This is a genomic window from Ruegeria sp. CDSA236 (genome assembly GCF_059611285.1).
Window position 1 is genome coordinate 1 of the sequence record NZ_JBXWPG010000010.1, and the last position, 26,999, is coordinate 26,999.

A 26,999-nucleotide genomic window follows, 5' to 3' on the forward strand; every position below is an offset into this window, starting at 1 on the left:
GATCCACTGGATCAATTGCTAACCTCTTCAACTCGTCAGGCTCATAACCTGAAGGCCAAAGGTTCAAACCCTACTCCTGCAACCAAAATCACTACACAATATCAATATATTACACACCGTGCCGGAGCGGGCTTTTGCGTTGCGCCATCACAACTGGAAGCACCGTGGAAGCAAGAAGTACGAGAAAAACACTGTGACAGACCCGTAATAGATAATGCCAACCCGTAGGAAACCGTCGCTGTCAAAACCTTCTTCAAAACCGCCAAGGCCGAACGGTTTTGGCGGAGATCGTGGAGCATACGACAATACGCTGAAATGTCGGCCTCCGGGCTTTCGCAACAATAGCGCAAGCAATTCATTGGCCTCTAATCCCGCTGAGCCACGCACTTGTCGCTTCAAGCCCTTTTCGCAAGACAGCAAACATTTGCTCAATTTCACTTTCGCTAATGATTAGGGGCGGTGAAAGAACACACATGTTGATCACAGGTCGAACCAATAACCCACGTTTCTGGCATTCGATATCGATCTGGCTACCAATCTCGTAGTCGCACCCCAGATCGCTCTGGGGATCACCATCGACTGAGCACTGAACGCATCCCATCAACCCCATGCCGCGCACATCGGTAACGATGTCAATCTGACCCAACTGCTGTAGCTGATCCTGAAAAATCGGAGTGACCCTTCGAACGTGTTCGAGAAGCTTTTCCCGTTCAATAATTTCCATACTTTTCAGACCAGCGGCCGCGCTGACCGGGTGGCCAGAATAGGTGTAGCCATTAGAAAAGGTTGCATCTTTTCCCGCAATATCGGCGATTAGCCTGTCCGAGATAATAGCGGCTCCCATCGGCGCATACCCAGATGTCATTCCTTTGGCGCAGGTGACTATGTCTGGCTGAATGCCAAAGACTGTTTCTGACGCAAACCAATGGCCCAATCGCCCGAAAGCGGTCACTACTTCGTCGGAAATGTATAGAACATCATACTTCTTGCAGATGTTTAGGCAACTTTCGTGATACCCTTTCGGCGGCACTATCACGCCACCAGAGGCAAGAACCGGTTCGGCGATAAAAGCGGCAACATTTTCTGGGCCAAGCGCCACAATGGCGTTTTCCAGGTCCGAAACTTTCTCTTTCAGAAAGCTCTCTTCGCTTTGACCAGGCGCACGATAAAGCGGATTCACGTCTGGCAAGAAATGTGCGAGGTCATCCGCCTTGTCGAGCCAAAGCCTGTCACGCTCTTTTCCACTGACGCTGGCCGCCAAAAAAGTGCTTCCATGATAAGCTTTTTGCCTTGAAATGATTTTCTTTTTCTCGGGGCGTCCCAAGAGGTTGTTGCGGAAATGAACAAACCGGATGGCCGTATCAACTGCGGTGGAACCGCCGGTGGTAAAAAAGACATTGTTCAATTCGCCCGGCGCACGTTTAGCGATTTCGCGCGCGAACCGCGCAGTAGTCGAGTTGGAATTGTTAAAGGGTGAGAAATAGGCAAGGTTTCGAGCCTGCTCAGCCATGGCCTCGGCCATCTCCTCTCGGCCATAACCGATCTGGGTGCACCACATGCCTCCCGGTCCGTCGATCAAGCGTTCGCCTTTTTCGTTCATGACATGGATGCCGCTGGCACCTTCGATAAATGTCCGATCGTTTTCGCCCAAAGTTGCCATCGCTTCCCACGGGTGCAGGAAGTGATCGTTATCCCATTGCTTGACGTTAGAGTTATCCACGGCGGGCCATGCTTTCTGTGCTCATCACAATTGGGAACTCTTCGCGCACCTGAGCGTCTGAAGCGCCGAAGTAGTTGGGGAAATGGCTGTCGAGAATGGAATTGGCCTTGTCACGGGCGCGGTCCAGCAGATCAGTTTTGCCTTCGTTTTCCCATGTGTCCGTGCGCTCACGATCCATGAGCCGTGGGTAGACGAATTCGCTGTTCATATAGCTCAGTGTGTGCGGGTTGCCGAGAAAATGACCAGGGTCGATGGCACACTGATGGATCACATCCACCGCCATGGTTTCATCCGTGACTTCAATCCCGCGCAACGACCGCAGGATCATACCGCCCGCTTCGTCATCGATGACCATGCTTTCAAAACTGCATCCCATCAGGCTACCGATCATACCCCCGAACTCGCACAAACGATTGGCACCGGCATGAGCGGCAAGCGTGAAGGTTAGTGCCTTTTCCAACCCGTATTGCGCGTCGGGTATCTTGGCATCGGTCATGCCTGCGCCGACAGAGGTTGGAAGGCCATAAAAGTTACCCATCTGAATGGCTGCGGCCCCGATCAGAGCCTGTTCGCCACTGCCGCCGGTGAACGACCCGCTGCGCAGGTCAGTGATGAAGGGCCAGGCGGCAAAGCAGACCGGACAGCCCGGTGTGATGAGGTTTACGATGGCAACGCAGGCCAGCGTTTCGGCCACGGTTTGCACCAATGTTCCCGCAAGCGTCGCAGGGGCTGTCGCCCCGGCCTGAGGAGGCACCGCCAGATCAACCGTCAGGCCTAGCTTGGCGGTATCAATCAGGATTTCCATGTTTTCCTTGCCGACCCGCAAGGGGGAAACCATAGGGCAGCCGCCAAATATGACGCTTGGCTTTTTCATGAAAGCCCCTTCGCCACCTTGAGCAAAATCAAACATGCGGATGGCATGCGGAATATGGCTGCGGTCGCGAAAGGTCAGACAGGCAGGTTTTTGGCTGCCTGCGAGCATGGCATAAATGGTGTTCATGTCATGAGCGAAATCATCAGTCACATCGGTGGCCAAAACCGTGTCGCCCAGCATATGGATGTTGTCCAAACGGTCCACCAGACGGGTGAAATCATAGACATCGCGCAGGATCGAAGGGCGATAAGATTTAGTTTCGGAATCGAAGGTGGTCACGGCGGTGCCGGAGTTGGCGAAATAGACGCTCTCCGCCGAGCAATGCATGTCGTCTTTGCCTTCACGCTCTCCGCGGGCATAGAGGTAAAACTCCTTGGCAGCACTAGCCAGGATGTCTTCCATCAGTGCGCGGGGGAAGCACAGCCGATTTAGATCATTCATCACCGCGCCCTTGGGCAGCACCAGATCAAGTAATTCCGGGAAATGGTCGGTAATGCCGGTTTTTTCCAGAACGGTCAGAGCCGCTTGATGGATGTTCTCCATATCTGTTGGGGTAAGCGGCTTATAGCGGCCGCCACTTAATCCCCCACGCACGGCCTCATTGCCCGTGGTCGCCTGTTGAACCTTTATGCGCGCGGCGCGCCCACCACCTCCGCGACGGCGTGATTTTACCTCAGCCATTACCGGCCATCCTTTGTTCTGGTTCCGAGCGGATCATGGCAAAATAGAAATCGTAAAAATCCTGGATCGAGGTTTCCATTTCGCCCAAGGGCCCCGGTTGGAAGTATTGAGAATTCACACCGGACTGGTTGTGGCGAATGATGCGTTCGTCATCCAAAGATGTGACATGCCAAAGCCAGGTCAGGTCTTCCTTATCGTAGTCCTGGCCTTCTTCTGCGTCAGCGCGAACCAGCCAGACCACCTGAATGTCGGTTTCCTGCAGACCACGTGGAACAAAGCGGTAACCCACCATGTGATCCGAATAGATCAGGAACCAATTCAATGGGCCAATATCAAAGTCAGTTGCGCCACCGTCGAAGCCTTTCAGCGTTCCAAGTAATGGCGCAAGCGCCTCACCCGATTTGCTACCGGTTTTGTAACCTTGGTAAAGCGGGTAGCGTCGATAGTACCCGCTGGTGAATGGGGTGGGCGCAGCCTCGCCAACAAGCGCCAATTCATCAGGTGTCAGCCCGACTTCTAAAGCCCTTGCATTTAGCGGCTCGACCAAGCCAGCCATGTCTTGTGGCGATTTCAGGCTATGAGAGCGAGAGTATTCTTTGTGTGCTGGTCCGCAGTGGTAGCATTCAAGATAGTTCTCAACCGCCAGTTTCCAATTCGCTGGAACCGGAAAAGACGCCGTATGCGCCACTTTCAGATCGTCAAAGCCATAGGGTTCGACGAGTGGTGAAAGCTGGCTGAGGACAGGATCTAGCGATGGCGTGTTTGCATAGGCACAGACAAAAATCAGGCCTTTGAAGACACTCACCTGAACGGGAAAGAGCCCGAATTTGGATGGGTCAAAGTGTTCCCCCATGTTGTGGCCTGCACGAAGTTTTCCCGATAGCTCATATGTCCAGGCGTGATACGGGCAAACAAGAACACGGGAGTTGCCGGAGTGTTCAGTGCAGACGCGAGATCCACGATGGCGACAGACGTTCAAATGAGCGCGAACTTCGCCTTCGCGGTCGCGAACAATAATGATGCTCTCCGGGCCATAGTCGAACAGGAAATAGTCTCCGGGGTTTGGGATTTGGCTGACATGCCCTGCCCAAAGCCAGTTACGGTTCCAGACCTGGGCGATGTCATAGTCATAGATGTCTTGCGAGGTATAGAATCCGCGCGGCAGAGCGTGGCCGTGCTGGTGCGAGGCTATCAAAGCATCTAACTCAAACGGTCGGCTGTTCATCACGTTTCCTCCAAATCGACTATCTCGCGGCGAAACCAATCCTTGTCTGCTTCTGCCTTTGGGCGTTCAAAATCGCGGGCCGCGCGGTGGCCTGCGAAGACAGCGTCGACGATCAGTCCCGGAGACGCGGCATCGCCTATAAGTTCGAGGGTCTTCAACCCAACCCCGCGCAAGCTGTCGTAAAGCGCTGTCTCTCGCTGGCGCTCGGTGACCAGAATTGTCGAGGCGCACGGAATATCCGTTACGCGACCGGTAAAGGCACACCCGATGCGCGCGATGTCACCTTCGACCGCCGTCAGCACCTGATTGCAGCGAATGTCGATACCAAGCTCGATCAGGCGGGCCTGAATGCGAGGCTGCTCCAAAGTATATACGGCGTAAGCAGAGACCAAACTCTCCGGCGTGACAAAGACCACCGGATATCCGGCAGCTGCCAGTTTTTCTGCAATCACACCTGCCAAATAGATATGGTCATCATCATAGATCATCACCGGGCCATTCGGAGGCAATATGCCGTTCATGATATCATCAGGTGTCAGCACTCTGGCGCTTTGCTCGATATGAGGCATACGGCGCTGGGTGTTTCGCCCCATGCCATCCGTACGCCAACGGCTGCCGGTGGCGACAAAGACGTGTTCGACGCCAAGCTCTGCCACCTGATCGCCGTCAAGTCTGCTGTCGGTGAACAACTGAACGTTGCCGCGCTGTTTCAGATCATTCAGGCGATAATCGACGACGCGCGACCAGGCCGCTAGGCCGGGAAGCTTGCTTTCCTTTGCAACACGTCCACCAAATTCAGCTGAGGCTTCGGCCAAGGTCACCTGATATCCTCGCCGTGCGATTTGCATGGCACACTCAAGACCTGCGGGTCCGCCACCGATTACCAGTGCTTCCGCCTCGCTTTTTTTCGGTGCAATGATCTCAGGGTGCCAGCCGCGACGCCATTCCTCGCCCATAGTCGGGTTTTGGGTGCAGCGGATCGGAATACCCAGATTGTCCGAAGACACGCAGATGTTGCAGCCGATGCATTCGCGAATTTCGTCGATCCTGCCTTCTTCAATCTTATTCGGTATGAACGGGTCCGCAATAGAAGGTCGCGCCGCTCCGATAAGGTCGACAATACCTTTCTTGACCATCGACAGCATCATATCGGGGGAGGTCAGGCGACCGACACCTACCACGGGTTTCCGTGTGATCTGTTTGACGTGGGACAGAAACGCGTTCTGATAACCATCTTCCGGCTGGAATCTGGTTGTGGCACTGTCATTGGACCAGTCGGCCACATTCACATCCCATAGGTCAGGAAGATCGGCCAAAAGCTCGACCACGGCACGGCCTTCTTCTGCGGCCTGCATACCGTCGGCGCCCACCATCTCATCAATGGCAAAGCGGAACGCCACGGCACAGCTGTCGCCTACAGCCTCGTGGGTATCTTCCAGCAATTCGCGCGTCAGGCGCACGCGATTTTCAAGCGAACCGCCATATTCATCACTACGCTGGTTCATATGCGGCAGCATGAAATGTTGCGCCAAAGTCATGGTGTGTCCGGCATAGACGTAAATGATGTCAAATCCGGCATCTTTCGCGCGCAGGGCGGCCTCGCGATGCCAGCGGCGGAATTCCCGGATATCGGCCTTATCCATGGCCTGCGCCTGCTTGGGATGCGTCATATCAACGGACATCTCGGACGGAGCAAGAACCGGAGCGCGGGTCAGCAGGTTTTGCGCATGATTGCCATTATGTACCAGCTGGATGGCCGCCAGCGCACCATGTGCATGTACTGCATCTGTCATCAGCCGCAACGCAGGTACATCGCGTCCATCCCACAATCGCCCCTCGGCATAGGGGGACAAGTCCGAGGTAGGGTGTATCTCGGTCTCCTGATTGGAAACCACTGCCCAACCACCTTCAGCCTTCATTCCGCGGACGGCAGCATCCGCCCGTGGCCTGAGGTGTCCCAGTCCGGTGCAATGCGGCACCTGATAAAAGCGGTTTCTGGCTGTGACAGGCCCGATCTGAACCGGTTCGAAGAGCAGAGCGTATGGGTTCGCGTCCGACATAATCACGCGTTTTTCCTATATTTGGGTTCCGGAGCCCGAAGGCCCCGGAAATATGGTTGTGTTAGAATCCGGCTTTGATCCGTTCAAATTCTGCCAGCATTTTTGCCTCCAACTCGGGGTTCACCGCGTCAAAGAACAAACTGCTTTCGAAGAAGCTTTTCGGATCGGCAAAACCATAGGCTTCGATATTGGCTTGATCGGCAACTTCGAAGGCTTTTGCGTTGGAATGCGGGTAGCCCCAATTGTCGATGATGTATTGGCCGCTTGCAGGATCAGTGAGCGCGTTCAACAGATCATAGACCTGATCGACCGGTGTTGTGGAAGACTTCAGATGCACGTAGCCACAGGCCCAGGTCGCGATACCTTTGTCGACGTCACGCATCATGGCGGCAGGCACTTCGTTCCAGATCAGGTTCAGTTCGGACTGGTTCCAGGCCCAACCCATTTCGATCTCACCGCTGGTCATGGCCTGATCAAACTGACCTGCATCGGACCAGTAAAAGCGCATGTTTGGGTGGATTGAGCGCAGGAAATCCGATGCTTCTTTGAACTGCTCATCGCTCAGATTTGTGTAATCATCAGCGTTTCCAGTGGCCAGCGCAGCCAGGGCATATGCAGACGACGCCGCATCCGGGATCGCGATCTTACCTGCATAGGCCGGGTCAGCCAGCAATTGCAGCGAGATATCATCCCCCGAGATTTTGTCGGTACGATAGATAAGACCCGTGTTCCCCCACTCGAACGGCAACATGTAAAGCTGGCCGTCCAGGACGATGGCGTCGACTTCCTTAATCTCAGGTAAAACATCGGCCCAATTGGTCAGCTTGCTTTCATCGAGCGGCTGGATCAGATCGGCTGCGACCCATTTCCGGACCGCGTCGGAACAAGGATGCGCCAGATCAGCCGTGAAACCTGAACTCAGTTTCGTAAAGGCTTCCTCCTGACTTCCGAAATAGGAATAGCTTGGCGCCTCATCCCCGTATTTTTCCATGTAGCTGGCAAAGAACCCGGGGTCTTCATATCCCGACCAGTCAAAAACCGTCAGATCAGCGCCACCTGCTATGGCACTTCCCGTACTTATCGCCGTCGCACATGCGAAGGCCGCAATTCCCTGAACTCTCATTTTATCCTCCCACTATTTTACTTTGTGTCTGTACCTAGATCGATCACGCTTGCCCCCTGAAGCCCCAGCCAAACTGCGTCACCGCGTTTGAAATCGACCGTGTGAAAATAGTTTGGAACTGAGACCGAGATGGGTTTCTCAGCTCCCGCAACCTGAATGTGGTAGTGAATGTTCTCACCGTAGAAGGCGACATTGCTGACCGTGCCTTGAACAGTTGATGGATAGTCCTCGGGTTTTTCAGCAGCGATTTCCAATTGTTCCGGGCGAATACCGATGTTCATGTCTTTAGAGCTGGTCGCAACGTTGGGATTTCTCTCAATCTCAATCCGCCCGAAGGCGGCTGCATCGATCGACAACATATTGCCTGTTTCGCCTGATAATTGGGCAGGCAGTATGTTCATCTCACCGATGAAACTGGCCACTTGCTGATCACAAGGACGGGCGTAAAGCGTGGTTGGTGTATCCACCTGCTTGAGTCGTCCATTGAACATCACGCCAATACGATCGGACATGGTCATCGCCTCATATTGGTCGTGTGTGACCATCACAAAGGTAATGCCAAGGGATTGCTGCAGGTTGCGCATTTCAAACTGCATCTGTTCGCGCAACTTCTTGTCGAGTGCTGACAAGGGCTCGTCCAGCAACAATACTTTGGGTCGCATGATCAGCGCGCGGGCAAGCGCCACCCTTTGCCGCTGCCCACCCGACAATTCACTTGCGCCGCGATCCTGAAGACCGCCCAGCTCGACCATTTCCAGGGCCTCGGCTACGCGCTGTTCGATCTCGGCCTTGGGCGCCTTGCCCCGCAAGCCATAGGCCACGTTGTTCCCGACGTTCAGGTGCGGGAAGATGGCGTAGCTCTGAAATACCATATTCGTTGGACGGTTGTTGGCAGGCACACCTTCCATATCCTGACCGTCGATCAGCACGGTACCCTCGGTCGGTTCCTGGAAGCCCGCGATCATCCGCAATACCGTGGTTTTGCCACATCCCGAGGGGCCGAGGAGTGAAAAAAACTCGCCCTCTTTGAGATCGAGATCGATCCCGCTGGCCGCCAGGAATGTGCCATAGCGCTTTTCGACGCCCCTGAGTTCTATGATGTTTCTGTCTGTCATCGGACCTCTGATGCGGATGAGCGGCGGCGGAAGTACTCGGCCAGCACCAAAAGCAGAACCGAGGTGAGCAGCAGGATAGAACCCAAGGCCAAAACGTTTGGAAGCTTGGCGGGGAAACGGATCTGGCTCCAGATATAGACCGGCAGGGTTGGCTGGTTGCCTGACAGGAAAAAGGCCAGGACGAACTCATCGAAGCTGACCGTAAAAGTGACCAGCATGCTGGCTACGATGCCGGGGGAAACGACCGGCAGCGTCACGCGACGGAAGGTTTCGAACACGCCGACGCCCAGATCGTAAGATGCCTCTTCCAGCGACGCGTCGAAGTCATCAAAGGCAGACTTCAGAATCGAAACGGAAAATGGCAAGGCAAGGAACGTATGGCCCAGAACAACGGTCAGCAGAGATGGCTTGAGACCGAGAAACAGAAACAGGACCAGCATTGAAGAGGCCACGATAATGCCAGGTATGACCAAAGGCAGCATCACCAAACCTTCAGCCGCACGCTGACCCCGAAAACGGTATCGAACAAAGGCGCGCGCAGCGAACAGCCCCATAGCGGTGGATAGAAGTGCGACGACCGTGCCAACACCAAGCGAATTCCAAAGGGCCTGGATCAACGTATCCTGTTCGCCCAGCTTCCGATACCAGTCCAGCGTCCAGCCCTTGATCGGAAAGGCAACGATTGTACCGCTGTTGAACGAGAACAACGGTAGGAAAAGAACTGGCAGGTATAGAAACACCAAATACAGGAAAGCATAGGCTGTCAGGGTCGAGGGACGCTTCATCTGATCCTCCTCCCAAGCTGGGTGGCGGTAACGACAAACACGATGGCGACGAAACCGACTGACAGCATCGCGATCAGCGAAAGTGTTGCGCCGAGAGGCCAGTTGTTGGCGGCCCCGAACTGCACCTGAATAAGATTGGCAATCATCTTCCCGTCCGATCCGCCGACCAGCGCTGGGGTCACGTAGTCACCGACAGTCGGAATGAAGATGATCAGGCAAGCAGCAATGATCCCTGGGATGGTCAACGGCAGCGTCACCCGCATGAAGCGTTGCAAAGGACTGTTGCCGAGGTCGGTGGCAGCCTCCAACAGGCTTGGATCGATCTTCTGCAACGAGACATAGATCGGCAAGATCGCAAAAGGCGCCCAGGCATGAGCAAGCGTCAGTACGACAGCGAATTCATTATAGAGCAAGAAGTCGAGCGGTTCGTCGATCAGACCAAGCATCAATAGTGCAGAATTCATCACCCCGTTGAACCCAAGGATGAGTTTCCAGGCAAATACGCGCAGGAGGTAGCTGGACCAGAACGGAATGGTGATGAGCAGAAGCCAGATGGTCTTTTTCCGGGCCTTCATCGCGATGAAGTACGCGATGGGATAGGCCAGTGCGACAGTGACTACCGTAACTGCTCCGGCAATCCAGATCGACCTTAGCATTAAATGTCGAACCAGCGGATCGGCAAACGCGTCGCTATAGTTTTTCAGCGTCGGTGTCTTGTCGAGCGTTACGTAGGTTTGGGTCCAGAACGAATAGGCGATCAGGATCACCAAAGGCGCCGCCACCAGAAACCCCACGTATGCCGTGGCTGGTGCGCTGAGGGCATAACCCCGGGACGCTTCGCTACGAAAAATCACCCTATCTCCCATCTCGGTACTTACGAGTCCATAATGGACGATCGTCCATTTAATGTTGCGCCAGAAAGGCCTTTCGTGTCAATCTTCCTGTGAGCCACCCATATGAGAAGACCCTAAGCTGATGGAATCATTGAATAGAGTGACAGAGCCTAAAGGAAGAAAACGTAGCTCGAAGCGCGATCCAGAAGCCAACAGGCAGCTTCTGATCAAGGCGACACTGGATACTATTGCTGATATTGGAGTCACCGATACCTCGGTCAGTCGCATCTGCGAGCGCTCAGGTCTGTCGCGCGGAATGATCCATTTGCATTTCGGGGGGAAGGACAATTTGCTGACCGCAGCGGCCCAGCATTTCAGTACAGAGTATTATGCCGAGATGGACAGAATGACCGATCTGGGCTCGGATGCATCGCCCGAAGAGCGAGTGATGGCTGTGATCGAGGCGGATCTGTCCGAAGCTTTGCTCAATCCACGAAGTACGAAAATCTGGCATGCATTCCGAGGCATCGCGAGCTCACACCCAGGTATTGCCCGATACAGCAGCACTCAGGATCCCAAACTTGTCGAGACTTTGCGGCGTGCGTTCACGGAGATAGCCCAACAAAACGGACATGACCCGAACTTGGTGAATGATGCCACTAGCGGAACGTTGGCCTTACTGGAAGGTATGTGGGTAAATTACCTTACCGATATGCAGGTTTTTTCGCGACGACGCTCTGCTGAACTTATTCGAAGATTTTTAGGCGGGCTTTTTCCAGGAAAATTCAAGTTGTGAGCCTTCACGACGCTCAGGTTTGAGATGGAAACAATGCCTCTTCCTGGAAAGCAACTACTGGTATTGGTGAGGCCTCTAGCGTCCAAGTAGCATCCACCTAGCTATTGAAAAATCTCGACGTCCGCTGTGCGCTATTAGCGGACTTTCACAATTAAACTTTGTAGTCCGAGATGCGCAACAAAGTGAGGTTTTGCAGCATTATTGACGTCGTGGTGTGGCTACGCACCCGTTGGTCCAATCTTCAAGCTGGTCGGGAAAAGCATCGACTGACTTCGCTCGGCGCCTGCGATAAATCTCGACATACATGCCTCCAGCCTTTGCCGAAAAGCATACATCATCCAGAGTTTTCACACAGACTCAGTCCAATACACCATCAGCTGAAAGCAAGCATGGATGTTTGCAGCCAGAAGCTACAAGGTAGCACACGATATCCAGGACGCCGAACAATGCCTTATAAACACCAGGGACAAACGGGTGCGATAGATGTAGATCTCGCTGGAGATATTCTTCGAGTGGCAGTTTCTGGTCTTCCTAAACTAGTTTCTAGCAACGCGGCTGGCGCCTTGCTGGAGCTTCGTTCGGATCATGAACAGTTTCGGGGTTTTTTGAACCTCCCACCAAATGGAAACCACCTCATCAACTCTTGCCTACTCTATCCACCCTTTGAGCAAGGTACCGATGGGGCACTTTTTCTAGCCTCTCAGTTTGCATACGCACCATATGCCGGAACCGCACTCATGGCTGCAGCCACCATAATTGCGAGCGCGAAGCGTCAAGCATTAGCCAAAGATCAACAAGTTGTTGCTTTGGAAACAGCAAATGGTGTCATGGAAGTACAAGTAACCCGAACAGGTAGCGTTATGACACATGCCAAGTGGTTTACTGTCAAGCCCAAGCTATTGATTAATAATCAAATATTGAATCTTCCTCTAAATGGAAACATTCCAGTTTCTCTAGTCGATGCCGGGTTGCCGTATTTGGTTGTCGATGCAGACTATCTAGGTATTTCGCTTAGTGAACGCCAAAAATTGACCAACGCTGCAATTGAGTTAAGCGGGGCGGCTAGTAAACAATACCCGATGTCTAATTTTGGCATTGGCGGCAGCTACGGTAAATACTTGGTCATGTTCAGTTCGAAATCAGGGAAGAACCATATTAAAACTGTCTGGGCCTCTGAAAAGGGAGAACTGGCAAATTCGGCTGGGGGGACAGGCGCATTGTCTGTTGTGGTGGCGTGCGAGGGCAACGGGTCACTATCTCCCGGCAGGTCCGTGACAATCGAAGCACCGGGCGGGATTTTTGAATGCCAAGTTGTCGGTCAATTCGCCACTGTATCAGCAGAAGTTAGGATCGTTGCAAGGCATAGCTTTCCTTCTTTTTACTACGCTAATCCGTAAGGCAGCTTTTTAAATTGGGTGTTTGGGTGCAGAACCCTAACAAACCTAGCAACTGAATTCCATTCTGCCAGAACCCGTTGTGGCGCCCTAATTGCAACCCAGTGCCTGGTAGGGCCACTGAAAGCTTCGGACATTGCCGACGAGAGTATTGGGCCGACCCCCGGGCGAATATTCGGAAAGGCCTTCTGCGGGCAAGTTTTTCGCCCATCTTCACTAAAATCAGGGTTTTGGCCTGCATCCGCCCAAATCGGACATTGGTCGTGGCAGTAAAGAACGACAGGAGTACACTAAAGGCACCAAAATCAGCGTGCTTTCTTGATCTTTATTTTGTCAAGCTTCGCTCTGCTCTTGGTCGATTCCTCAGAGCGCGTGAGAGCTTTGGCAATGGCCTTCAAACCCATCCCCTTTGACACCAGTAGGTGCAATTTTTGAATTTCCTCTTGTGTCCAAGCTTGACGGTGACGCTCAAATCGTTCTGCCATGGTTTTCGTCTACCTTATCAATGTGTCTGATCTGTCATAAAGCATGGTGGTCGTGTTGACGCCAGCTCAAGCAAAATCACGAGTATCTTAGTGAAGCAGCGGTGATACCAAACGCGACAAATGACAGACCCAGCCCAAAGCGGACAATCAAGACCAAATTTTGCAATTCCGGATAGCGGATGAACCGGACATCAACGTTTAGCGTGTCAATGTCCGGTCATTGCTCGCTAGCCTTCAAGCGGGGCTCTGTTGATGCGACTGACCTCTTCCATAATGTCGAAAACATGGTCGGCGGTCACTGTGATCCCTATCGCTTCCAGGCGCTTCAGATGCATACTTTTATAGCTTTCCAGATATTCGCGGTTCCGAAACAGGTATGTGGACCCATAGTGATTGGTTCCATCTTCGACAGTCCAAATCTTCCAGATTATTCCTGGCTCCTCCGCGATACTCTTTGCAAGTTGCTCGGTGCCGGCGAGAAATTCTTCTGTGATCGGACCTTCATAGGTCATATGCAGATCCCAGACTTTCAGTGTACTCATGTTTAGTTTCCTTTGTGAGTTTGGGAAAGTTCAGCGGTTTTTCCCGAGTTGGAAGAAGCATAGGACCGCAAGCAAGGCGAAGAAGATGGGGTCAGACCAGCCAAACCCGGTGAAAACTCCTGTCAGGCAGGCGTAAAGCGTGATGATGACGCCAAGTAGATTGGTCCACATCAATCCTGTGAGAATGGCGATTGCAGCTTCACTGCCATGTTCAACGTCCCGAAACAGAAAGCTGATGATCCCGATGCCGCCCAGAAATATCGAGTTATGCTGTGACAGGAACACAGCGTATTGGTCGTTTAATTGCAGGCCGTAGTTTGGCCAGAGGATGGCCGGGGCAAAGAACAGCGCGAGCGCGAACAACATGTAAATCACGCCATGCGCGGTCAGGAGTGTTTTGTTAGGCATGTTACGACTTTCTAAGGTTGAGGCAGTTTTTTTCGGAATTGGTTGAGTGTCTTGATCGCCTGGCGTTTGTCCTGCACGCTGAGATCACCAAAAATCTGTTCCAGAGCTTGATTGTGGAGTGGTAGGAATTCGGCCACTTTTTGGCGCCCGGCTGCGGTCAATAACAGAACACGCGCCCGTCTGTCGGTTTCATCGACACTCTTTTCCACCCATCCGGCTTGAACCAGGTTTTTGACAACCACATCCAGGTTGCCGGATGTAGACAGTGTCAGCCGCATCAGATCGTTGATTGACAGCGGACCCTTGTTGCTAAGTGTTTCCAGCGCGTCCCATTGTGGCGCTGTAAGGCCCGCCGAACGAAACGCAGACACCATAGCGCGCATGAACAATTGCTGACTGCGTAGCAGGGCCAGCACCAGGGTTTGGTTTTCTCGGGCTTGATTTTTATGTCTCATGTTGCGCATATATCCCTAGTTAGGGATAAATTCAAGTACTCCCCATAGAATGACCCAATCCACTCATTCGCTCGATGTGCAGCATTTGTTGGAATGACGCATAAAGCGAGCTTTCGCTGCATCTGCGCTAATGTCCGCAATCATTTCATCTCAGTTCATCAAGCAACGTTACTCTGTCACTGGAAATACATTTGTCTTCTTGACAACTCCGTAGACAAAGCTGCTGTCCATGGAGGCAATACCTCCAAGAGGATGCAGCTTTCTGCGAACGAATTTTTCGTAATCTGAAAGATCAGCCACGACCACACGAAGCAGGTAATCCGATGAGCCGGTCATAACGAAACACTCCAGTACCTGGTCAATCCGCGCAATGGCTGCTTCGAATTTCTTTACAGTCGCTTCAGTATGGCTTTCCAGTTTGACGTGAACGAATACCGTTACCGGCAACCCGTAGGCCTCGGCGTCTATGTTGGCGCTATAGCCGGTGATGATTCCATTTTGCTCGAGCAGCTTCAGCCGCCTCAGACAGGGCGAAGGTGACAAGTTCACCCCTGCTGCCAGGTCTTGATTCGTCATTCGACCATTGCGCTGCAACGCTCGAATGATCTGTTGGTCTTTACGGTCTATTTTTTTCATAGATTAGCATATACTGCTACAAACGAGGGAGGATAAGACATTTTTGGAATATTTTGCCACTCGTGTCGTCATACTCTGCTTCTTGAAAACCAAGGAGTCACCCAATGCGCAACCGCCCCGACAGCTTTTCCACTCTTGCCATTCACCATGGCTATAACCCGATGGAAAACGAAGGTGCGTTGACGCCTCCGCTGCATCTGACCTCGACATTCGCTTTCGAAACCGCGGAAGCAGGCGGAGCGATGTTCGCGGGCGAGCAGGCAGGGCATGTTTATTCGCGCATCTCGAACCCGACTTGCGATTTGCTGGAGCAACGCATCGCGGTGCTTGAGGGGGCAGAGGCAGGATTGGCCCTGGCCTCGGGGATGGGGGCGATCACCGCAACGATGTGGACTCTTCTTGCCCCGGGGGATGAGGTCATTCTCGACAAGACGCTCTATGGCTGCACATTTTCCTTCATGCGGCACGGGCTGGCAAAATTCGGTGTGACAGTGACCCATGTGGATCTGACGGAGCCGGAAAACCTGACAGCGGCGATCAGCGGAAAAACCAAGGTGGTCTATTTTGAAACACCCGCCAATCCGAATATGCGCCTTGTAGATATCCAGTCTGTATCAGCCATTGCCCATGCCAACGGCGCCTACGTGGTGGTGGATAATACCTATGCCACGCCCTATCTGACCCAGCCAATCAAACATGGCGCAGATATCGTTCTGCACTCGGCGACGAAATATCTAGGCGGTCACGGAGATGTTGTTGCAGGGTTGCTGGCCGGATCGGCCGAGCTGGTGACTGAAATCCGCCTCTATGGGATGAAGGATATGACCGGCGCGGTCATGGCCCCGTTTAACGCGATGCTCATACTGCGCGGCCTCAAGACACTAGAATTGCGCATGGATCGGCATTGCAGCAGCGCTGCGACTATCGCCGAATATCTGGAGCAATCCGCCGGTGTGCGAAAGGTCTGGTATCCGGGACTGAGCAGTTTCGAACAGCATGATGTCGCGCAGCGGCAGATGTCCAAATTCGGCGGCATGATTGCATTTGAACTGGATGGCGGTCTGGAAGCAGGGCGCGCGATGATGAACAGTATGCAAATGATCACCCGCGCCGTATCATTGGGAGATGCTGAAACATTGGTGCAGCACCCGGCCAGCATGACCCACTCTACCTATACGCCTGAAGAACGCGCCGCACATGGCATCAGCGATGGGCTGGTCCGCCTCTCCATTGGTCTGGAGGGGATCGACGACGTGATCCACGATCTCGAACAAGCCTTACCAAGACCCCCTGTCCGCAGCGCAGCTTAAGGAAATTGACCATGTCCATTGATCTCAAGACAATTGAACAACGTCTGCTGTGGCTGTCCCACTGGATGATCCACCATGCGAACCACATTCGGCCCAAGGCTGACGGGATCAAGGTTGGCGGGCATCAGGCGTCTTCGGCGTCGATGGTGTCGATCATGACTGCGCTTTACTTTCAGACCCTGCGCCCGGAAGACCGGGTTGCTGTCAAACCACATGCTTCGCCGATCTTTCACGCGATTCAGTATCTGATGGGAAACCAGACCCGTGAGAAGTTGGAGAACTTTCGCGGATTTGGTGGCGCGCAAAGCTATCCTTCCCGCACGAAAGATATCGATGACGTGGATTTTTCGACCGGTTCGGTGGGCCTTGGCGTTGCTATCACCTCGTTTGCGTCACTTGTGCAGGATTATGTACAGGCCAAATCCTGGGGCGATACGCAAAAGCTTGGACGCATGATCGCATTGGTTGGCGATGCTGAGCTGGACGAAGGCAATATCTATGAGGCCCTGCAAGAGGGATGGAAGAACGATCTGCGTAATTGCTGGTGGATCATTGATTATAACCGCCAGTCATTGGACGGTGTCGTGCGTGAAGGACTGTTCCAACGGATTGAGAAAATCTTTGACGCCTTCGGATGGGATGTTGTGCGGGTTAAATACGGCGCTTTGCAACGCGCTGCGTTTAAAGAGCCGGGCGGAGAGAAGCTGCGTCAATGGATTGATCAGTGCCCCAACCAGCTCTACTCGGCACTGACCTTCATGGGGGGCGCGGTGTGGCGCGAGCGACTGATGGAAACCCTCGGCGATCAAGGCGACGTAAGCGCGTTGCTTGATGCGCGCAGCGATGATGAACTGGCCGCTCTGATGGAAAATCTGGGTGGGAACTGCGTCACCACCATGGCAGATACCTTCGCCGCAATAGATCACGACCGCCCGGTCTGTTTCCTTGCCTATACGATCAAGGGCTGGGGGACGCCGATTGCTGGCCACAAGGACAACCATGGTGGGTTGATGAACAAGACTCAGATGGCCGAATGGAAGAAATTCATGGGTGTTACTGAAGGTGATGAATGGGAGCGCTTTGCCACCATCGCAGACCCGGCAGCGTTTGAGAAAATGCTGGCAAAGACGCCCTTCTTCGCCAGCGGGCCGCGCCGATACTCAGATGACGTTATCGACGTCCCCTCAGTTGAGTTGGATCCGGGTCGTGAAATCTCGACTCAAATGGCATTCGGCAAGATTCTGGATGACCTGTCCAAAGGCAACAGCGCGCTGGCCGAGCGGATCGTGACGACCTCTCCGGATGTGACCGGCACAACCAATCTTGGCCCTTGGGTCAATCGCAGGAAACTGTTTGCGCGCACCCATCAATCCGACACTTTCAAGGCTGAAAATATCCCCTCCACCGCGAAGTGGGAGTTTACACCAGATGGTCAGCATATCGAACTTGGCATTGCTGAAATGAACCTGTTTTTGCTTCTGGCGGCGGCAGGGCTTTCGCACTCGGTTTTTGGCAAAAGGCTCATTCCCATTGGAACGGTCTATGATCCTTTTGTGTCCCGTGGCTTGGATGCGTTGAATTACGCCTGTTATCAGGATGCCCGTTTCATGATCGTGGGCACGCCCTCTGGCGTCACTTTGGCGCCGGAAGGCGGGGCGCATCAATCAATCGCTTCGCCGCTGATTGGCATGTCGCAAGACGGGTTGGCCGCATTTGAGCCCGCCTTTGCGGATGAATTGGCGGTCATCATGGAATGGGCCTTTGCCTATATGCAAAAAGATGGCGAGGGAGATCCCGATGAACGCACGTGGTTGCGCGACGAGACCGGCGGTTCGGTCTATTTACGTCTGACGACCAACCCGATTGAGCAGCCCGGTAAACGCGTGGATGACGATTTCCGTCAGGGGGCCATCGACGGTGCCTATTGGCTACGCAAACCGGGACCGAACTGCGAAGTTGTCATTGCTTATCAGGGCGCGGTTGCCCAGGAGGCCATCAGGGCAGCGGGCCATATCGCCCAGGGGCGGCGGGATGTCGGCGTTCTGGCCGTGACCTCTGCCGACCGGTTGAACGCCGGCTGGACTGCAGCGCAACGGGCGCGCGCAAATGGCATTCGGGGCGCTGAGGCACATATCGAAACGCTGCTGGCAGATGTGCCGCGCGACTGCGCATTGATCACAGTGATCGACGGACACCCGGCAACTTTGTCCTGGTTGGGTGCCGTTCATGGCCACAAAACGATTCCGCACGGTGTGGAGCATTTCGGCCAAACCGGGTCTATTGCGGATTTGTACCGTCATTTCCGCATTGACGCCAACGCGTTGATCCAATCAGCTGGCGAATTGTCCCATGGTCGTAAAATCCCTCCGATTGTGGCTATAGCATAGCAACAGCAGACATTGGTACACGTTGCTGCGTCTGTATCTATGGGCTCTCCTGTCGCCACTCTCTGCGGAGCGCTTCAACTGGTGGTAAGAGCCCATTTTACCAATTTTTCTGCAACGCGGCGTAAGTCAGCTTCCGCAAAATCGGATGCAGACTAACCGCTTGACGACAGAAAAATATCAGATTAGCCAACGTACAGGCTGTGGACGCCTGCCTCCCGCTGACTTTTGTCTTGGTTAAGTTCTGCGACTTAATTCTCTATCTACCTCTTTCCGCATATCGCGCGGATGGTAATGCGGGTCCCATCTCAAATTGCGCGATCAGGCAAGAGAGATATGGGACATGACTGATACCCCCACCAATACATTCACCGATGGGCCGCTTGGCACCATCTACTTTAGGACCGCACTCCCGATCATTTTCGTGATGGGGATGAATGGGCTTCTGTCTGTTGCAGATGCGCTGTTTCTGGGCATTTATGTAGGCCCTGATGCGCTGGCTGCGGTCACGTTGATGTTCCCGATCTACATGTTGATTGTGGCGCTTTCCACGCTTGTGGCGAACGGCATGTCGAGCCTTCTGGCGCGATCCCTTGGCGCGGGTGACATGAACGGCGCGCGTGCCACGTTTGCTGGCGCACATGGGCTGGCAATTGGATTGGGCGCAGTTCTGATAGTGTTGTTCCTTCTATTGGGCCAGCCAGTTGCATTGCTGGCCGCTGGTGGGTCAGAGACTTTGGCGCAAATGGGGTTGGTCTACCTGCGGATTACGGTGTTCTTCTCACCGCTTTTGTTCGTGTTGTCGGTAAATTCTGATGCGCTGCGCAACGAAGGGCGCGTGGGCTTTATGGCCGCGATGAGCCTGCTGGTTTCGATTGCAAACATCGGGTTCAACTACGTACTCATCGCCGTTCTGGACATGGGCGTAGCTGGGTCAGCCTATGGCACAGCGGCGGCACAAGCGCTCGCGTTTGCGATCATATTTGCGTTCCGATTGTTTGGGGAAACATCGCTGCGTCCTGCGACCTTGCTGTCCCATTCCGTATGCGGAAAATGGGGGCGGATCCTCGCACTGGGTGCACCACAAAGCCTCAATTTCATTGGACTAGCTCTCGGGTCGGCCGCGATTATCTCAGCCCTCCAATGGATTGGTCGCCCGGGTTACGCCGACACAATTACTGCTTACGGGATCATCACGCGGGTCATCACCTTTGCTTTCCTGCCACTTCTGGGCTTGTCGTTTGCAATGCAGACGATCACGGGCAACAACTATGGTGCTGAACTTTGGCAAAGGTCAGATGCAAGCCTGCGCATGGCACTTTGGGTCGCGTTTGTTTATTGCGCAATCGTGCAGGTCGTTGTGATTAGCATGCCTAGCCGGATCGCGAGCGCGTTTGTAGACGACACGTCGGTCATTGCAGAGGTTGCGCGCATCTTGCCGGTAATGACATGTGTCTTTTTCCTGTTGGGCCCGTTGATGATGATTGCGACCTATTTTCAGGCGATTGGATCTGCAGGAAAGGCAGCCCTTCTAGGGCTGACAAAACCTTATGCCTTTGCGATCCCGTTGACGTTCCTGTTGCCCCTCTGGTTTGGCGAAGTTGGCATCTGGTATGCGGGCCCGCTGGCCGAAGTGATGATGTTGGGTCTCACTGTTGTAGTGCTTTGGCTCTCCGCCCAAGACCCAGAGCTAAAATGGGGCATTTTCCACACCAAAAAAGGAGTGGCGTCATGAACACGCAATTTCCGTCAGCTACGCAAGCTAAGGATCAAGCTAAGCGTTTGCGCACAAAATTGACCGAGGAAGGTGCATCGATTGGCCATGCCAAGTCCCTCGAGTTGGTCGCCCACCAACACGGGTTCCGCGATTGGAACACGATGTTTGCAGCCATCGGAAACGGACCACCCAAGGGATGGGCCATCGGTGACAAGGTCAGCGGAACGTATCTATCGCAACCGTTCACGGGGCATGTGGTCTCTATTTCGATCATGAAACCAGGATGGTTCCGGTTAGAGGTGCACTTGGATGAAGCCGTAGACGTTGTCACATCCGAAGGCTTCTCAAATTTCCGCTCGCGCATTCGTGGTGTAATTGGTCCCAAAGGACATTCTGTTGAACGGACAAGCGACGGGCAGGCGCACCTTCAAATCAATTTATGCTGACAGGGAAATCCGGTTCTTAAATTTGTCAGCGGCTGTTGGCGCGATTGAAGCCGATGGCCGTCTTGTCTTGCAACCTGTGAATATGTCGTATTAAAAATTCTGCGCAATCGACGAATGGCAGATTTTGCCGCTGCCCTGCGGCGGCGGAACCTGACCTCTTACGGCGATTTTCGTGCTGCGAGCGCGCGCAGCAAAAATACCGAAGGTACAGGTTGGGCTCAGTGCCGACCTCAGATGCGGCGCGGCATCTGCCAGTTTCGCAGAACTAGCATCGTAGCAGATGGCCCAAAGGAGACATCCATCTTCCTCGACAGCGCCGCTTCACCAGACCGGCCATTCGCTGCGCAAGCAACATCAACGGGTGGACTAAGGATCAAGTCGCGGGACGAAGCGGTAATACGTCTCGTGGTACATGCGTGACTGAGTTGGGGACAAAGCCTGATATGCAGGTCGTGCCTGCGGTATTATCCTAACGTCCCGCGTAAGTTTCCGGCGGTAAGGAAATTGACCATGGTTCTGAGTTGCCTAACGCGGAATTGAAAGTATATTCTATCTGGCTCTTGTAGAGGCAGCCAAAAGGGAAATTCCTTGTCTGACCGTTTTGTTTTGTTGCTCGCATCCGTTGGGTTGTTCCCGATCGCACTGTCTTATGGCGCGATGCCGTCGGCGAGTGTGCCGATGTTGCTGGGATTTCCAGTCGACACGACAGAGCTCACCCACATCTTCCGGGCAATTATGGGGCTGTATCTGGCGATGTTGATGTTTTGGATTGCCGGGGCATTCAAGCCCGCCCTTACAAACGCCGCCCTTTGGAGCCTGTTCCTCTTCATGGCCGGGCTCGCCGCTGGCCGACTGCTGAGCTTTTTGGTCGATGGCTTGCCAAATTTCTTGCTGGTGTTCTACTTTTTGGCAGAAATCCTTTTCGCAGCTTTGGCTCTGCTTCGTTTGCGTCAACAAGGCGCGGTTTGATCAGGAGGGTCAACTTGGGTATCCGAAACACTCTGTTGGCCGCTGCGCTGGCATTAACTCCGATCTCCGCCGATGCAGATGATACACTGCAAGCCGACACCGATATTTTGTTCGAAGCAGTGGCAGAGGCGGTGACAGATGCCAAAATGGCAAGGGTGATCGAGATAGATCATGCCCGTTTGGCGGCTGGCGAAGGCGTGGAGATGCCACCGTCGAGAGTTTTGCTTTTCTCTGATCCCGGCGTGAACGCTGCCATCCTGAGCGAGAACATTCGTGCGGGGTTGGATCTGCCCTTCAGGGTGTTGTCATACGGCGACGAGGCTAAGCCGTCCTTGTCTTACACGTCCTCTGCATTCATCGCCAAACGTCACGGACTTGAGGGGTCAGCGGCCCTTGCTGCCTTTGATGAGCGCCTGCAAGCGGTACTGCGCGCGGTAGATGGCGCAGATCCGAGCCCGATTCCCACCGATGCTGTCGAGCGTGATTTTGGCATTATTGAAATTGCGTCGGCGTATGGCGTTGCCGAAACGGTTGCGCGCCTCGAAAAAGCAGTGACCGCGCAAACAGATACAATTTGGTTCGGCGAGATCGATTTTATGAAAGAAGCTGCCGCGTTTGACGTTGCCCTTCCCGCCGCAAAGCTGCTGCTGTTCGGGGGGCCAGCGCCCGGTGGAGTCGCAATGGCGGATTACCCGGCGATCGGTCTTGATGCCTTTTGCCAGAAACTGCTTGTCTATGAAGGCACAGATGGCAACGCTGTGGTTCTGTTCAACGACATCGCCGCCTTTGCACAGCTCTACTATGGTAGCTCAATCGAGCCACACGCGATGCTCAACAAACGTTTAAGCGCGACATTTTCCGCTGCTGTACAGTAATTACGCGCTTATGAATTTGGGGCTATGAGGACGACCAGACGACCCCGATACGATGCAAGAAAGGATGATTCATGCAGAAACGCTTATCAATCGCGCGCACTTTCGTCGGAGCGGTCGTCGCTTCGGTTGCTGTCGCCGCAAGTGCAGTTGCTCAAGAGGACAAGCCAAATATTTTGGTGATCATGGCTGACGATGTCGGTTGGGCCAGCTTGGGAAGCTACCACCAAGGCGTCAAAAGCATCAAAACACCGAACCTGGACCAGCTTGCCGAAGCGGGAACGCGGCTGACGGACTACTACGCGGAACCGACCTGTACCGCAGGTCGCGCTGCGTTTTTGACGGGTCAGTTTCCTGTACGTGTCGGGATGCACACTGTTGGTCTTCCCGGTGATCCCGTGGGTCTGAGCAATGAAGACCCCACGCTTGCAAACATGCTAAAGGCCTTGGGGTATACCACCGGTCAATTCGGGAAAAACCACTTGGGCGACCAGAACCAGTTTTTGCCAACAACAAAAGGTTTCGACGAGTACTGGGGCTGGCTCTACCATTTGAATGCGATGGAATATACGTCGGACCCTGACTGGCCAGACGATCCCGAATTTAATGCCCAATTCGGTCCGCGCAACATCATACATGCCTTTGCAACCGAAGAACTGGATGAAACGGTGGATCCGCGTTGGGGCGTGGTCGGCAATCAGCGCATCCTGGACGATGGACCCGCGCCGCCCGAGCGTCAAAAGACGCTCGATGATGAGGTGACCGAAAAGACGATCGACTTTATTGATCGCGCTGTCGAAGCGGACACACCGTTTTTTGTATGGATGGCCCCGGCCAGAGCGCATGTTTGGACGCACCTGAGCCCCAAATACGAAGACATGCTGGGCGATGGGCGTGGGCTGCAGGACGTTGTGATGCAAGAGCTTGACGACAATGTGGGCAAAGTGATGGCGCGGCTTGACGAGCTGGGTGTCACTGACAACACAATTGTGGTTTTCACTGCTGACAATGGCCCTGAAACGATGACCTGGCCGGATGGTGGCACGACACCATTTCACGGGGAAAAAGGAACAACCTGGGAAGGTGGTTTCCGCGTTCCGGCGATTATCAAATGGCCCGGCAATGTTCCTGCTGGACGCGTTGCAAACGGCATTATGTCCGGTATGGACTGGATGCCGACGCTGGTGGCAGCGGCAGGTGGCCCTGACAACCTGCCCGAGGCGCTCTTGTCTGGATATGAAGGCTACACAGCACATTTGGACGGATACAACCAACTGTCGTATTTGACGGGAGGTGCCGAAAGCAACCGCGACGAAATCATCTACTACGAAGGCACGAGCCTTCAGGCCGTCCGCTACAGGGACTGGAAAGCCCATTTCGTAATCCAAGAGCATGGCTGGGCCGGACCAAAAGAAGAATTAAATGCGCCGATGTTGTTTAATCTGCGCCGCGACCCTTATGAAAAGGCCGCCGAAGAATCCGGGATGTATACCAAATGGATGGGGCAGAAGATGTGGGCGTTTGGACCTGCTGCGCGACTGGTGCAGCAACACCTTCAGACATTCCAAGAGTTCCCGCCGCGTGGCTCTGACCTGGCCAATCAAAGCCAAGTTGAGAAACAGGTTTCCAGCGAAGGCGGGATGTCTCAATAACGACTAGACACACACAATTCAGCACTTCGCCGTGGTGACGGCGGAGTGCTCCTTCCACTATCTCTCAAAATTCTGCTTTGGGCTTGGTATCGCCGTTCGCTGCTATTCACATCAGGGACTGATTGCAGTCCGAAGAGCGCGTTATCACACGCTTCGAATCAAGCCCTTCGAATAGGGCCTCAAACTGCGATTTGGTCATCGTCATCACCCCGTCACTGACGCGTGGCCATTCAAAACCTTCACCCCCGATCCGCTTATAGATCAGCACAAGACCCGCCCCGTCCCAAACTATGAGCTTCAGCCGGCCCGTGCGTGTCGAACGGAAAACAAATATGGCAACACAGCATGGATCGAGATCGAATTCATTCAGTACGATCGCCTCCAAACCACCCATACCTTTACGAAAATCGACTGGCTTGGTGGCGGCGTAGAATTTAAAGTTGCCAGCTGGTGAAATCATGAATGGCTATCCATCGCGAGTGCAATTTTGACCAAACAGTTCACCGGATAATTGGCAGGAAAGGCATGGTGCTTTCCCGGTGCGCCAGAAGATTGCGATTGTCAGTTTCTGGATCACGGCCTGGCTGCGTCTTTTCGTTAACTAGAACCTTCGAAAAAATTTGTTCTTCGTTCCGCGCGACGCTTCTGACCCGTGAAGATTTCACGCCTGACCTCCATTTGTAGACGAGGGATTGCGAAACGTTGCAATCCTCCATGATGTCACCAACAGTCAGTTCACCGAGATCAAGTTTGGTTTTGACAAACCGCTTGAAGCCGGGTGGCCAGACACGGCGTCCTCCCGCATGCACCTAAATGGTGAAACCATAGACTTAGAATGATTGCGGAACTTGCCTCGTTGCTGCCGCCTCTCGTTTTAGACAATATGCCATGGAAACAAGAGGCAGATCAGGGGCTAATTCAGGGGTCAGTTGCAACGCTTACGCTCAACGAATACATCAACGGATTCTACAATCCGGGCCGCCGACATTCAGCACTGAGCGGGAACATCCGGTCGCATATTAAGGGTTTGGGCATCCGTATTGAGAAAAAAACCGGCGCAAGCAGCGCCGGTTTTCATGGTCTCATCCTAAGAGACTGCTATCGGTGTCAGCCGAATACACGCCCCAGTGCGCCATCGACAGCATCGGTGATTTGGTCGATGTCATCCGCGGTGGCAATCAGCGCTGGTGAGAAGCACAGAGTGTTGTTCCGACCGGGGACCGAGCGGTTGGTGACGCCGATGATCACGCCCTGCGCCATACAGTCGGCCACAACGGCCTGCGCCAGTTTTTCATCGACCGGCTCACGGGACGCGCGGTCTGCGACCAGCTCAGCACCCAGGAACAGGCCCTTGCCGCGGACGTCGCCGACGACCTTGTACTTTTCCATCAGCGCCTGAAGGTTGCCCGTCATCCGGTCACCCATAGCGACACAGTTGGCCAGAAGGTTCTCATCCTCGATGATCCGCATGTTCTCGATCGCGGCCGCTGGACCGGCGGTACAGCCACCAAATGTCGAGATATCGCGGAAGTAGCCCATCGGGTCCGAGGCGTCTTCTTTGAACATGTCAAAGACTTCCTCGGTGGTCACCATGCAGGCGATGGCGGCATAGCCCGAGGCGACACCCTTGGCCATGGTCACGAAATCCGGCTTCACACCATATTGTTGATACCCGAACCAGGTACCGGTGCGGCCAACGCCACAGACGACCTCGTCAATATGCAGCAGGATGTCGTACTTCTTGCAGATCTCCTGCACACGCTGCCAATAACCCTCTGGCGCTTCGATCACGCCGCCACCGGCTGTCACGGGCTCAAGGCACAGGGCGCCAACCGTATCGGGGCCTTCGCGCAGGATCACCTCTTCGATCTGATCCGCGGCCCATTCGCCGAAATTCTCTTCGGGCGCGCCGTCCAGCTCGTGCTTGCGGTATTCCATGCAATGCGGCACGCGGATGAAACCGGGGGCGAAAGGCCCGTACTGCGCGTTGCGCTCGTCCTGACCACCTGCCGACATCGCTGCCAGGGTCGAGCCGTGATAGTCGCGGTCACGGTACAAAATCTTAGTCTTCTTGCCGCCGTATTTCTTGTGGGCAATCTGGCGAACCATCTTGAACGCCTTCTCATTCGCCTCGCTGCCCGAGTTGGTGTAATACACGCGGCTCATGCCAGGCATTTTCTCGATCAGCTTTTCGGCGAACAAAGCACCTGGGATCGAGCCCGCCGAGTTGGCGAAATAGCACAGCTTCATCAGCTGATCGTAAACCGCCTTACAGATCGATTCGCGGCCATAGCCGACATTCACAGTCCATACGCCGCCCGATACAGCGTCCAGATGCTCTTTGCCTTTTTGATCCCAGACACGCATGCCCTTACCTTCGACAATGATGCGCGGGTCGTTGGTTTCAAAGGGTTTATGCTGGATCAAGTGGTGCCAAATATGGGCGCGGTCGGCTTCGACGACGCGGGAAAGATCGTTTTCGTTGAACGTGCCGTCCATGACATGTCCTTTCAAAAT

Annotated in this window: 24 protein-coding genes; 10 read left to right on the plus strand and 14 right to left on the minus strand. The window is 54.0% G+C overall.

Annotated elements, in window-relative coordinates:
- Positions 1-228 (plus strand): hypothetical protein (locus AC2FLB_RS15270; RefSeq protein ID WP_496692073.1); only part of this gene is annotated, 228 nt, incomplete at its 5' end.
- A 127-nt stretch (positions 229-355) separates the two neighbouring features.
- On the opposite strand, the gene AC2FLB_RS15275 is transcribed toward AC2FLB_RS15270, so the two are convergent.
- The 8 genes from AC2FLB_RS15275 to AC2FLB_RS15310 all read right to left on the minus strand — a co-directional run bounded on the left by AC2FLB_RS15275 (position 356) and on the right by AC2FLB_RS15310 (position 10,449).
- Positions 356-1,660 (minus strand): aminotransferase class III-fold pyridoxal phosphate-dependent enzyme, encoded by a 1,305-nt coding sequence (locus tag AC2FLB_RS15275; protein WP_496709638.1) that lies wholly within the window; start codon positions 1,658-1,660, stop codon positions 356-358.
- 52 nt (positions 1,661-1,712) lie between these two features.
- Positions 1,713-3,275, minus strand: coding sequence for a trimethylamine methyltransferase family protein (locus AC2FLB_RS15280; RefSeq protein ID WP_496692075.1), 1,563 nt, complete (start codon positions 3,273-3,275; stop codon positions 1,713-1,715).
- Positions 3,268-4,500: an aromatic ring-hydroxylating oxygenase subunit alpha gene (locus AC2FLB_RS15285; RefSeq protein WP_496709570.1), complete on the minus strand. Its 1,233-nt coding sequence runs from the start codon at positions 4,498-4,500 to the stop codon at positions 3,268-3,270. Before AC2FLB_RS15285 ends, AC2FLB_RS15280 begins: the two co-directional genes overlap by 8 nt.
- Positions 4,500-6,560, minus strand: coding sequence for an oxidoreductase (locus tag AC2FLB_RS15290; protein ID WP_496709639.1), 2,061 nt, complete (start codon positions 6,558-6,560; stop codon positions 4,500-4,502). Before AC2FLB_RS15290 ends, AC2FLB_RS15285 begins: the two co-directional genes overlap by 1 nt.
- A gap of 61 nt (positions 6,561-6,621) precedes the next feature.
- Positions 6,622-7,683 carry an extracellular solute-binding protein gene (locus tag AC2FLB_RS15295; RefSeq protein WP_281973932.1) on the minus strand — a complete coding sequence of 354 codons (1,062 nt, stop codon included), beginning with the start codon at positions 7,681-7,683 and terminating at the stop codon, positions 6,622-6,624.
- A 17-nt stretch (positions 7,684-7,700) separates the two neighbouring features.
- Positions 7,701-8,798: an ABC transporter ATP-binding protein gene (locus tag AC2FLB_RS15300; protein ID WP_496692077.1), complete on the minus strand. Its 1,098-nt coding sequence runs from the start codon at positions 8,796-8,798 to the stop codon at positions 7,701-7,703.
- Positions 8,795-9,583 (minus strand): ABC transporter permease, encoded by a 789-nt coding sequence (locus AC2FLB_RS15305; protein WP_496690593.1) that lies wholly within the window; start codon positions 9,581-9,583, stop codon positions 8,795-8,797. Before AC2FLB_RS15305 ends, AC2FLB_RS15300 begins: the two co-directional genes overlap by 4 nt.
- Positions 9,580-10,449 carry an ABC transporter permease gene (locus AC2FLB_RS15310; protein WP_496709571.1) on the minus strand — a complete coding sequence of 290 codons (870 nt, stop codon included), beginning with the start codon at positions 10,447-10,449 and terminating at the stop codon, positions 9,580-9,582. The genes AC2FLB_RS15305 and AC2FLB_RS15310 overlap by 4 nt, the downstream gene beginning before the upstream one ends.
- A gap of 109 nt (positions 10,450-10,558) precedes the next feature.
- On the opposite strand from AC2FLB_RS15310, the gene AC2FLB_RS15315 reads away from it, so the two are divergent.
- Together AC2FLB_RS15315 and AC2FLB_RS15320 are read left to right on the plus strand one after the other, a co-directional pair.
- Complete coding sequence (locus AC2FLB_RS15315) at positions 10,559-11,212, plus strand: TetR family transcriptional regulator C-terminal domain-containing protein (protein ID WP_496692080.1); 654 nt, start codon at positions 10,559-10,561, stop codon at positions 11,210-11,212.
- A 446-nt stretch (positions 11,213-11,658) separates the two neighbouring features.
- Positions 11,659-12,609 (plus strand): proline racemase family protein, encoded by a 951-nt coding sequence (locus AC2FLB_RS15320; RefSeq protein WP_496709572.1) that lies wholly within the window; start codon positions 11,659-11,661, stop codon positions 12,607-12,609.
- Between the two features lie 709 nt (positions 12,610-13,318).
- Here the strand turns inward: AC2FLB_RS15320 and AC2FLB_RS15325 are convergent.
- The 4 genes from AC2FLB_RS15325 to AC2FLB_RS15340 all read right to left on the minus strand — a co-directional run bounded on the left by AC2FLB_RS15325 (position 13,319) and on the right by AC2FLB_RS15340 (position 15,123).
- Positions 13,319-13,633 (minus strand): monooxygenase, encoded by a 315-nt coding sequence (locus AC2FLB_RS15325; RefSeq protein ID WP_142640352.1) that lies wholly within the window; start codon positions 13,631-13,633, stop codon positions 13,319-13,321.
- 30 nt (positions 13,634-13,663) lie between these two features.
- Positions 13,664-14,041: a hypothetical protein gene (locus AC2FLB_RS15330; protein ID WP_496692082.1), complete on the minus strand. Its 378-nt coding sequence runs from the start codon at positions 14,039-14,041 to the stop codon at positions 13,664-13,666.
- A gap of 11 nt (positions 14,042-14,052) precedes the next feature.
- Positions 14,053-14,496, minus strand: coding sequence for a MarR family winged helix-turn-helix transcriptional regulator (locus AC2FLB_RS15335; protein ID WP_496692083.1), 444 nt, complete (start codon positions 14,494-14,496; stop codon positions 14,053-14,055).
- A 168-nt stretch (positions 14,497-14,664) separates the two neighbouring features.
- Positions 14,665-15,123 carry an Lrp/AsnC family transcriptional regulator gene (locus AC2FLB_RS15340; RefSeq protein WP_271952681.1) on the minus strand — a complete coding sequence of 153 codons (459 nt, stop codon included), beginning with the start codon at positions 15,121-15,123 and terminating at the stop codon, positions 14,665-14,667.
- A gap of 113 nt (positions 15,124-15,236) precedes the next feature.
- Between AC2FLB_RS15340 and AC2FLB_RS15345 the strand changes: the two genes are divergently transcribed.
- The 7 genes from AC2FLB_RS15345 (at position 15,237) to AC2FLB_RS15375 (ending at position 24,482) form a co-directional block, all read left to right on the plus strand.
- Entirely contained in the window at positions 15,237-16,442 is a 1,206-nt protein-coding gene (locus AC2FLB_RS15345; RefSeq protein ID WP_496692084.1) for a methionine gamma-lyase, read from the plus strand.
- 11 nt (positions 16,443-16,453) lie between these two features.
- Positions 16,454-18,829 carry a thiamine pyrophosphate-binding protein gene (locus AC2FLB_RS15350; protein ID WP_496709573.1) on the plus strand — a complete coding sequence of 792 codons (2,376 nt, stop codon included), beginning with the start codon at positions 16,454-16,456 and terminating at the stop codon, positions 18,827-18,829.
- 340 nt (positions 18,830-19,169) lie between these two features.
- A complete protein-coding gene (locus AC2FLB_RS15355; RefSeq protein ID WP_496709574.1) occupies positions 19,170-20,561 on the plus strand; it encodes an MATE family efflux transporter in 1,392 nt (463 codons plus the stop codon).
- Positions 20,558-20,989 carry a glyoxalase superfamily protein gene (locus AC2FLB_RS15360; protein WP_281973536.1) on the plus strand — a complete coding sequence of 144 codons (432 nt, stop codon included), beginning with the start codon at positions 20,558-20,560 and terminating at the stop codon, positions 20,987-20,989. Before AC2FLB_RS15355 ends, AC2FLB_RS15360 begins: the two co-directional genes overlap by 4 nt.
- A gap of 588 nt (positions 20,990-21,577) precedes the next feature.
- Entirely contained in the window at positions 21,578-21,958 is a 381-nt protein-coding gene (locus AC2FLB_RS15365; RefSeq protein ID WP_496702829.1) for a DUF4345 domain-containing protein, read from the plus strand.
- Between the two features lie 35 nt (positions 21,959-21,993).
- Positions 21,994-22,833 carry a DUF302 domain-containing protein gene (locus tag AC2FLB_RS15370; RefSeq protein ID WP_496692089.1) on the plus strand — a complete coding sequence of 280 codons (840 nt, stop codon included), beginning with the start codon at positions 21,994-21,996 and terminating at the stop codon, positions 22,831-22,833.
- Between the two features lie 71 nt (positions 22,834-22,904).
- Positions 22,905-24,482: an arylsulfatase gene (locus AC2FLB_RS15375; RefSeq protein ID WP_496692090.1), complete on the plus strand. Its 1,578-nt coding sequence runs from the start codon at positions 22,905-22,907 to the stop codon at positions 24,480-24,482.
- 106 nt (positions 24,483-24,588) lie between these two features.
- On the opposite strand, the gene tnpB is transcribed toward AC2FLB_RS15375, so the two are convergent.
- Positions 24,589-24,942, minus strand: coding sequence for an IS66 family insertion sequence element accessory protein TnpB (tnpB, locus tag AC2FLB_RS15380; protein WP_496692091.1), 354 nt, complete (start codon positions 24,940-24,942; stop codon positions 24,589-24,591).
- A 647-nt stretch (positions 24,943-25,589) separates the two neighbouring features.
- Positions 25,590-26,981, minus strand: a complete 1,392-nt coding sequence (locus tag AC2FLB_RS15385; protein ID WP_496709575.1) for an aminotransferase family protein — start codon at positions 26,979-26,981, stop codon at positions 25,590-25,592.
- Positions 26,982-26,999: the final 18 nt, after the last annotated feature.

Bases quoted from the DNA above. Each gene is read 5' to 3' on its own strand.
- AC2FLB_RS15275 (WP_496709638.1), bottom strand. From the start codon at position 1,660: ATGGCAACTTTGGGCGAAAACGATCGGACATTTATCGAAGGTGCCAGC.
- AC2FLB_RS15280 (WP_496692075.1), bottom strand. From the start codon at position 3,275: ATGGCTGAGGTAAAATCACGCCGTCGCGGAGGTGGTGGGCGCGCCGCG.
- AC2FLB_RS15285 (WP_496709570.1), bottom strand. From the start codon at position 4,500: ATGAACAGCCGACCGTTTGAGTTAGATGCTTTGATAGCCTCGCACCAG.
- AC2FLB_RS15290 (WP_496709639.1), bottom strand. From the start codon at position 6,560: ATGTCGGACGCGAACCCATACGCTCTGCTCTTCGAACCGGTTCAGATC.
- AC2FLB_RS15295 (WP_281973932.1), bottom strand. From the start codon at position 7,683: ATGAGAGTTCAGGGAATTGCGGCCTTCGCATGTGCGACGGCGATAAGT.
- AC2FLB_RS15300 (WP_496692077.1), bottom strand. From the start codon at position 8,798: ATGACAGACAGAAACATCATAGAACTCAGGGGCGTCGAAAAGCGCTAT.
- AC2FLB_RS15305 (WP_496690593.1), bottom strand. From the start codon at position 9,583: ATGAAGCGTCCCTCGACCCTGACAGCCTATGCTTTCCTGTATTTGGTG.
- AC2FLB_RS15310 (WP_496709571.1), bottom strand. From the start codon at position 10,449: ATGGGAGATAGGGTGATTTTTCGTAGCGAAGCGTCCCGGGGTTATGCC.
- AC2FLB_RS15315 (WP_496692080.1), top strand. From the start codon at position 10,559: ATGGAATCATTGAATAGAGTGACAGAGCCTAAAGGAAGAAAACGTAGC.
- AC2FLB_RS15320 (WP_496709572.1), top strand. From the start codon at position 11,659: ATGCCTTATAAACACCAGGGACAAACGGGTGCGATAGATGTAGATCTC.
- AC2FLB_RS15325 (WP_142640352.1), bottom strand. From the start codon at position 13,633: ATGAGTACACTGAAAGTCTGGGATCTGCATATGACCTATGAAGGTCCG.
- AC2FLB_RS15330 (WP_496692082.1), bottom strand. From the start codon at position 14,041: ATGCCTAACAAAACACTCCTGACCGCGCATGGCGTGATTTACATGTTG.
- AC2FLB_RS15335 (WP_496692083.1), bottom strand. From the start codon at position 14,496: ATGAGACATAAAAATCAAGCCCGAGAAAACCAAACCCTGGTGCTGGCC.
- AC2FLB_RS15345 (WP_496692084.1), top strand. From the start codon at position 15,237: ATGCGCAACCGCCCCGACAGCTTTTCCACTCTTGCCATTCACCATGGC.
- AC2FLB_RS15350 (WP_496709573.1), top strand. From the start codon at position 16,454: ATGTCCATTGATCTCAAGACAATTGAACAACGTCTGCTGTGGCTGTCC.
- AC2FLB_RS15355 (WP_496709574.1), top strand. From the start codon at position 19,170: ATGACTGATACCCCCACCAATACATTCACCGATGGGCCGCTTGGCACC.
- AC2FLB_RS15360 (WP_281973536.1), top strand. From the start codon at position 20,558: ATGAACACGCAATTTCCGTCAGCTACGCAAGCTAAGGATCAAGCTAAG.
- AC2FLB_RS15375 (WP_496692090.1), top strand. From the start codon at position 22,905: ATGCAGAAACGCTTATCAATCGCGCGCACTTTCGTCGGAGCGGTCGTC.
- tnpB (WP_496692091.1), bottom strand. From the start codon at position 24,942: ATGATTTCACCAGCTGGCAACTTTAAATTCTACGCCGCCACCAAGCCA.
- AC2FLB_RS15385 (WP_496709575.1), bottom strand. From the start codon at position 26,981: ATGGACGGCACGTTCAACGAAAACGATCTTTCCCGCGTCGTCGAAGCC.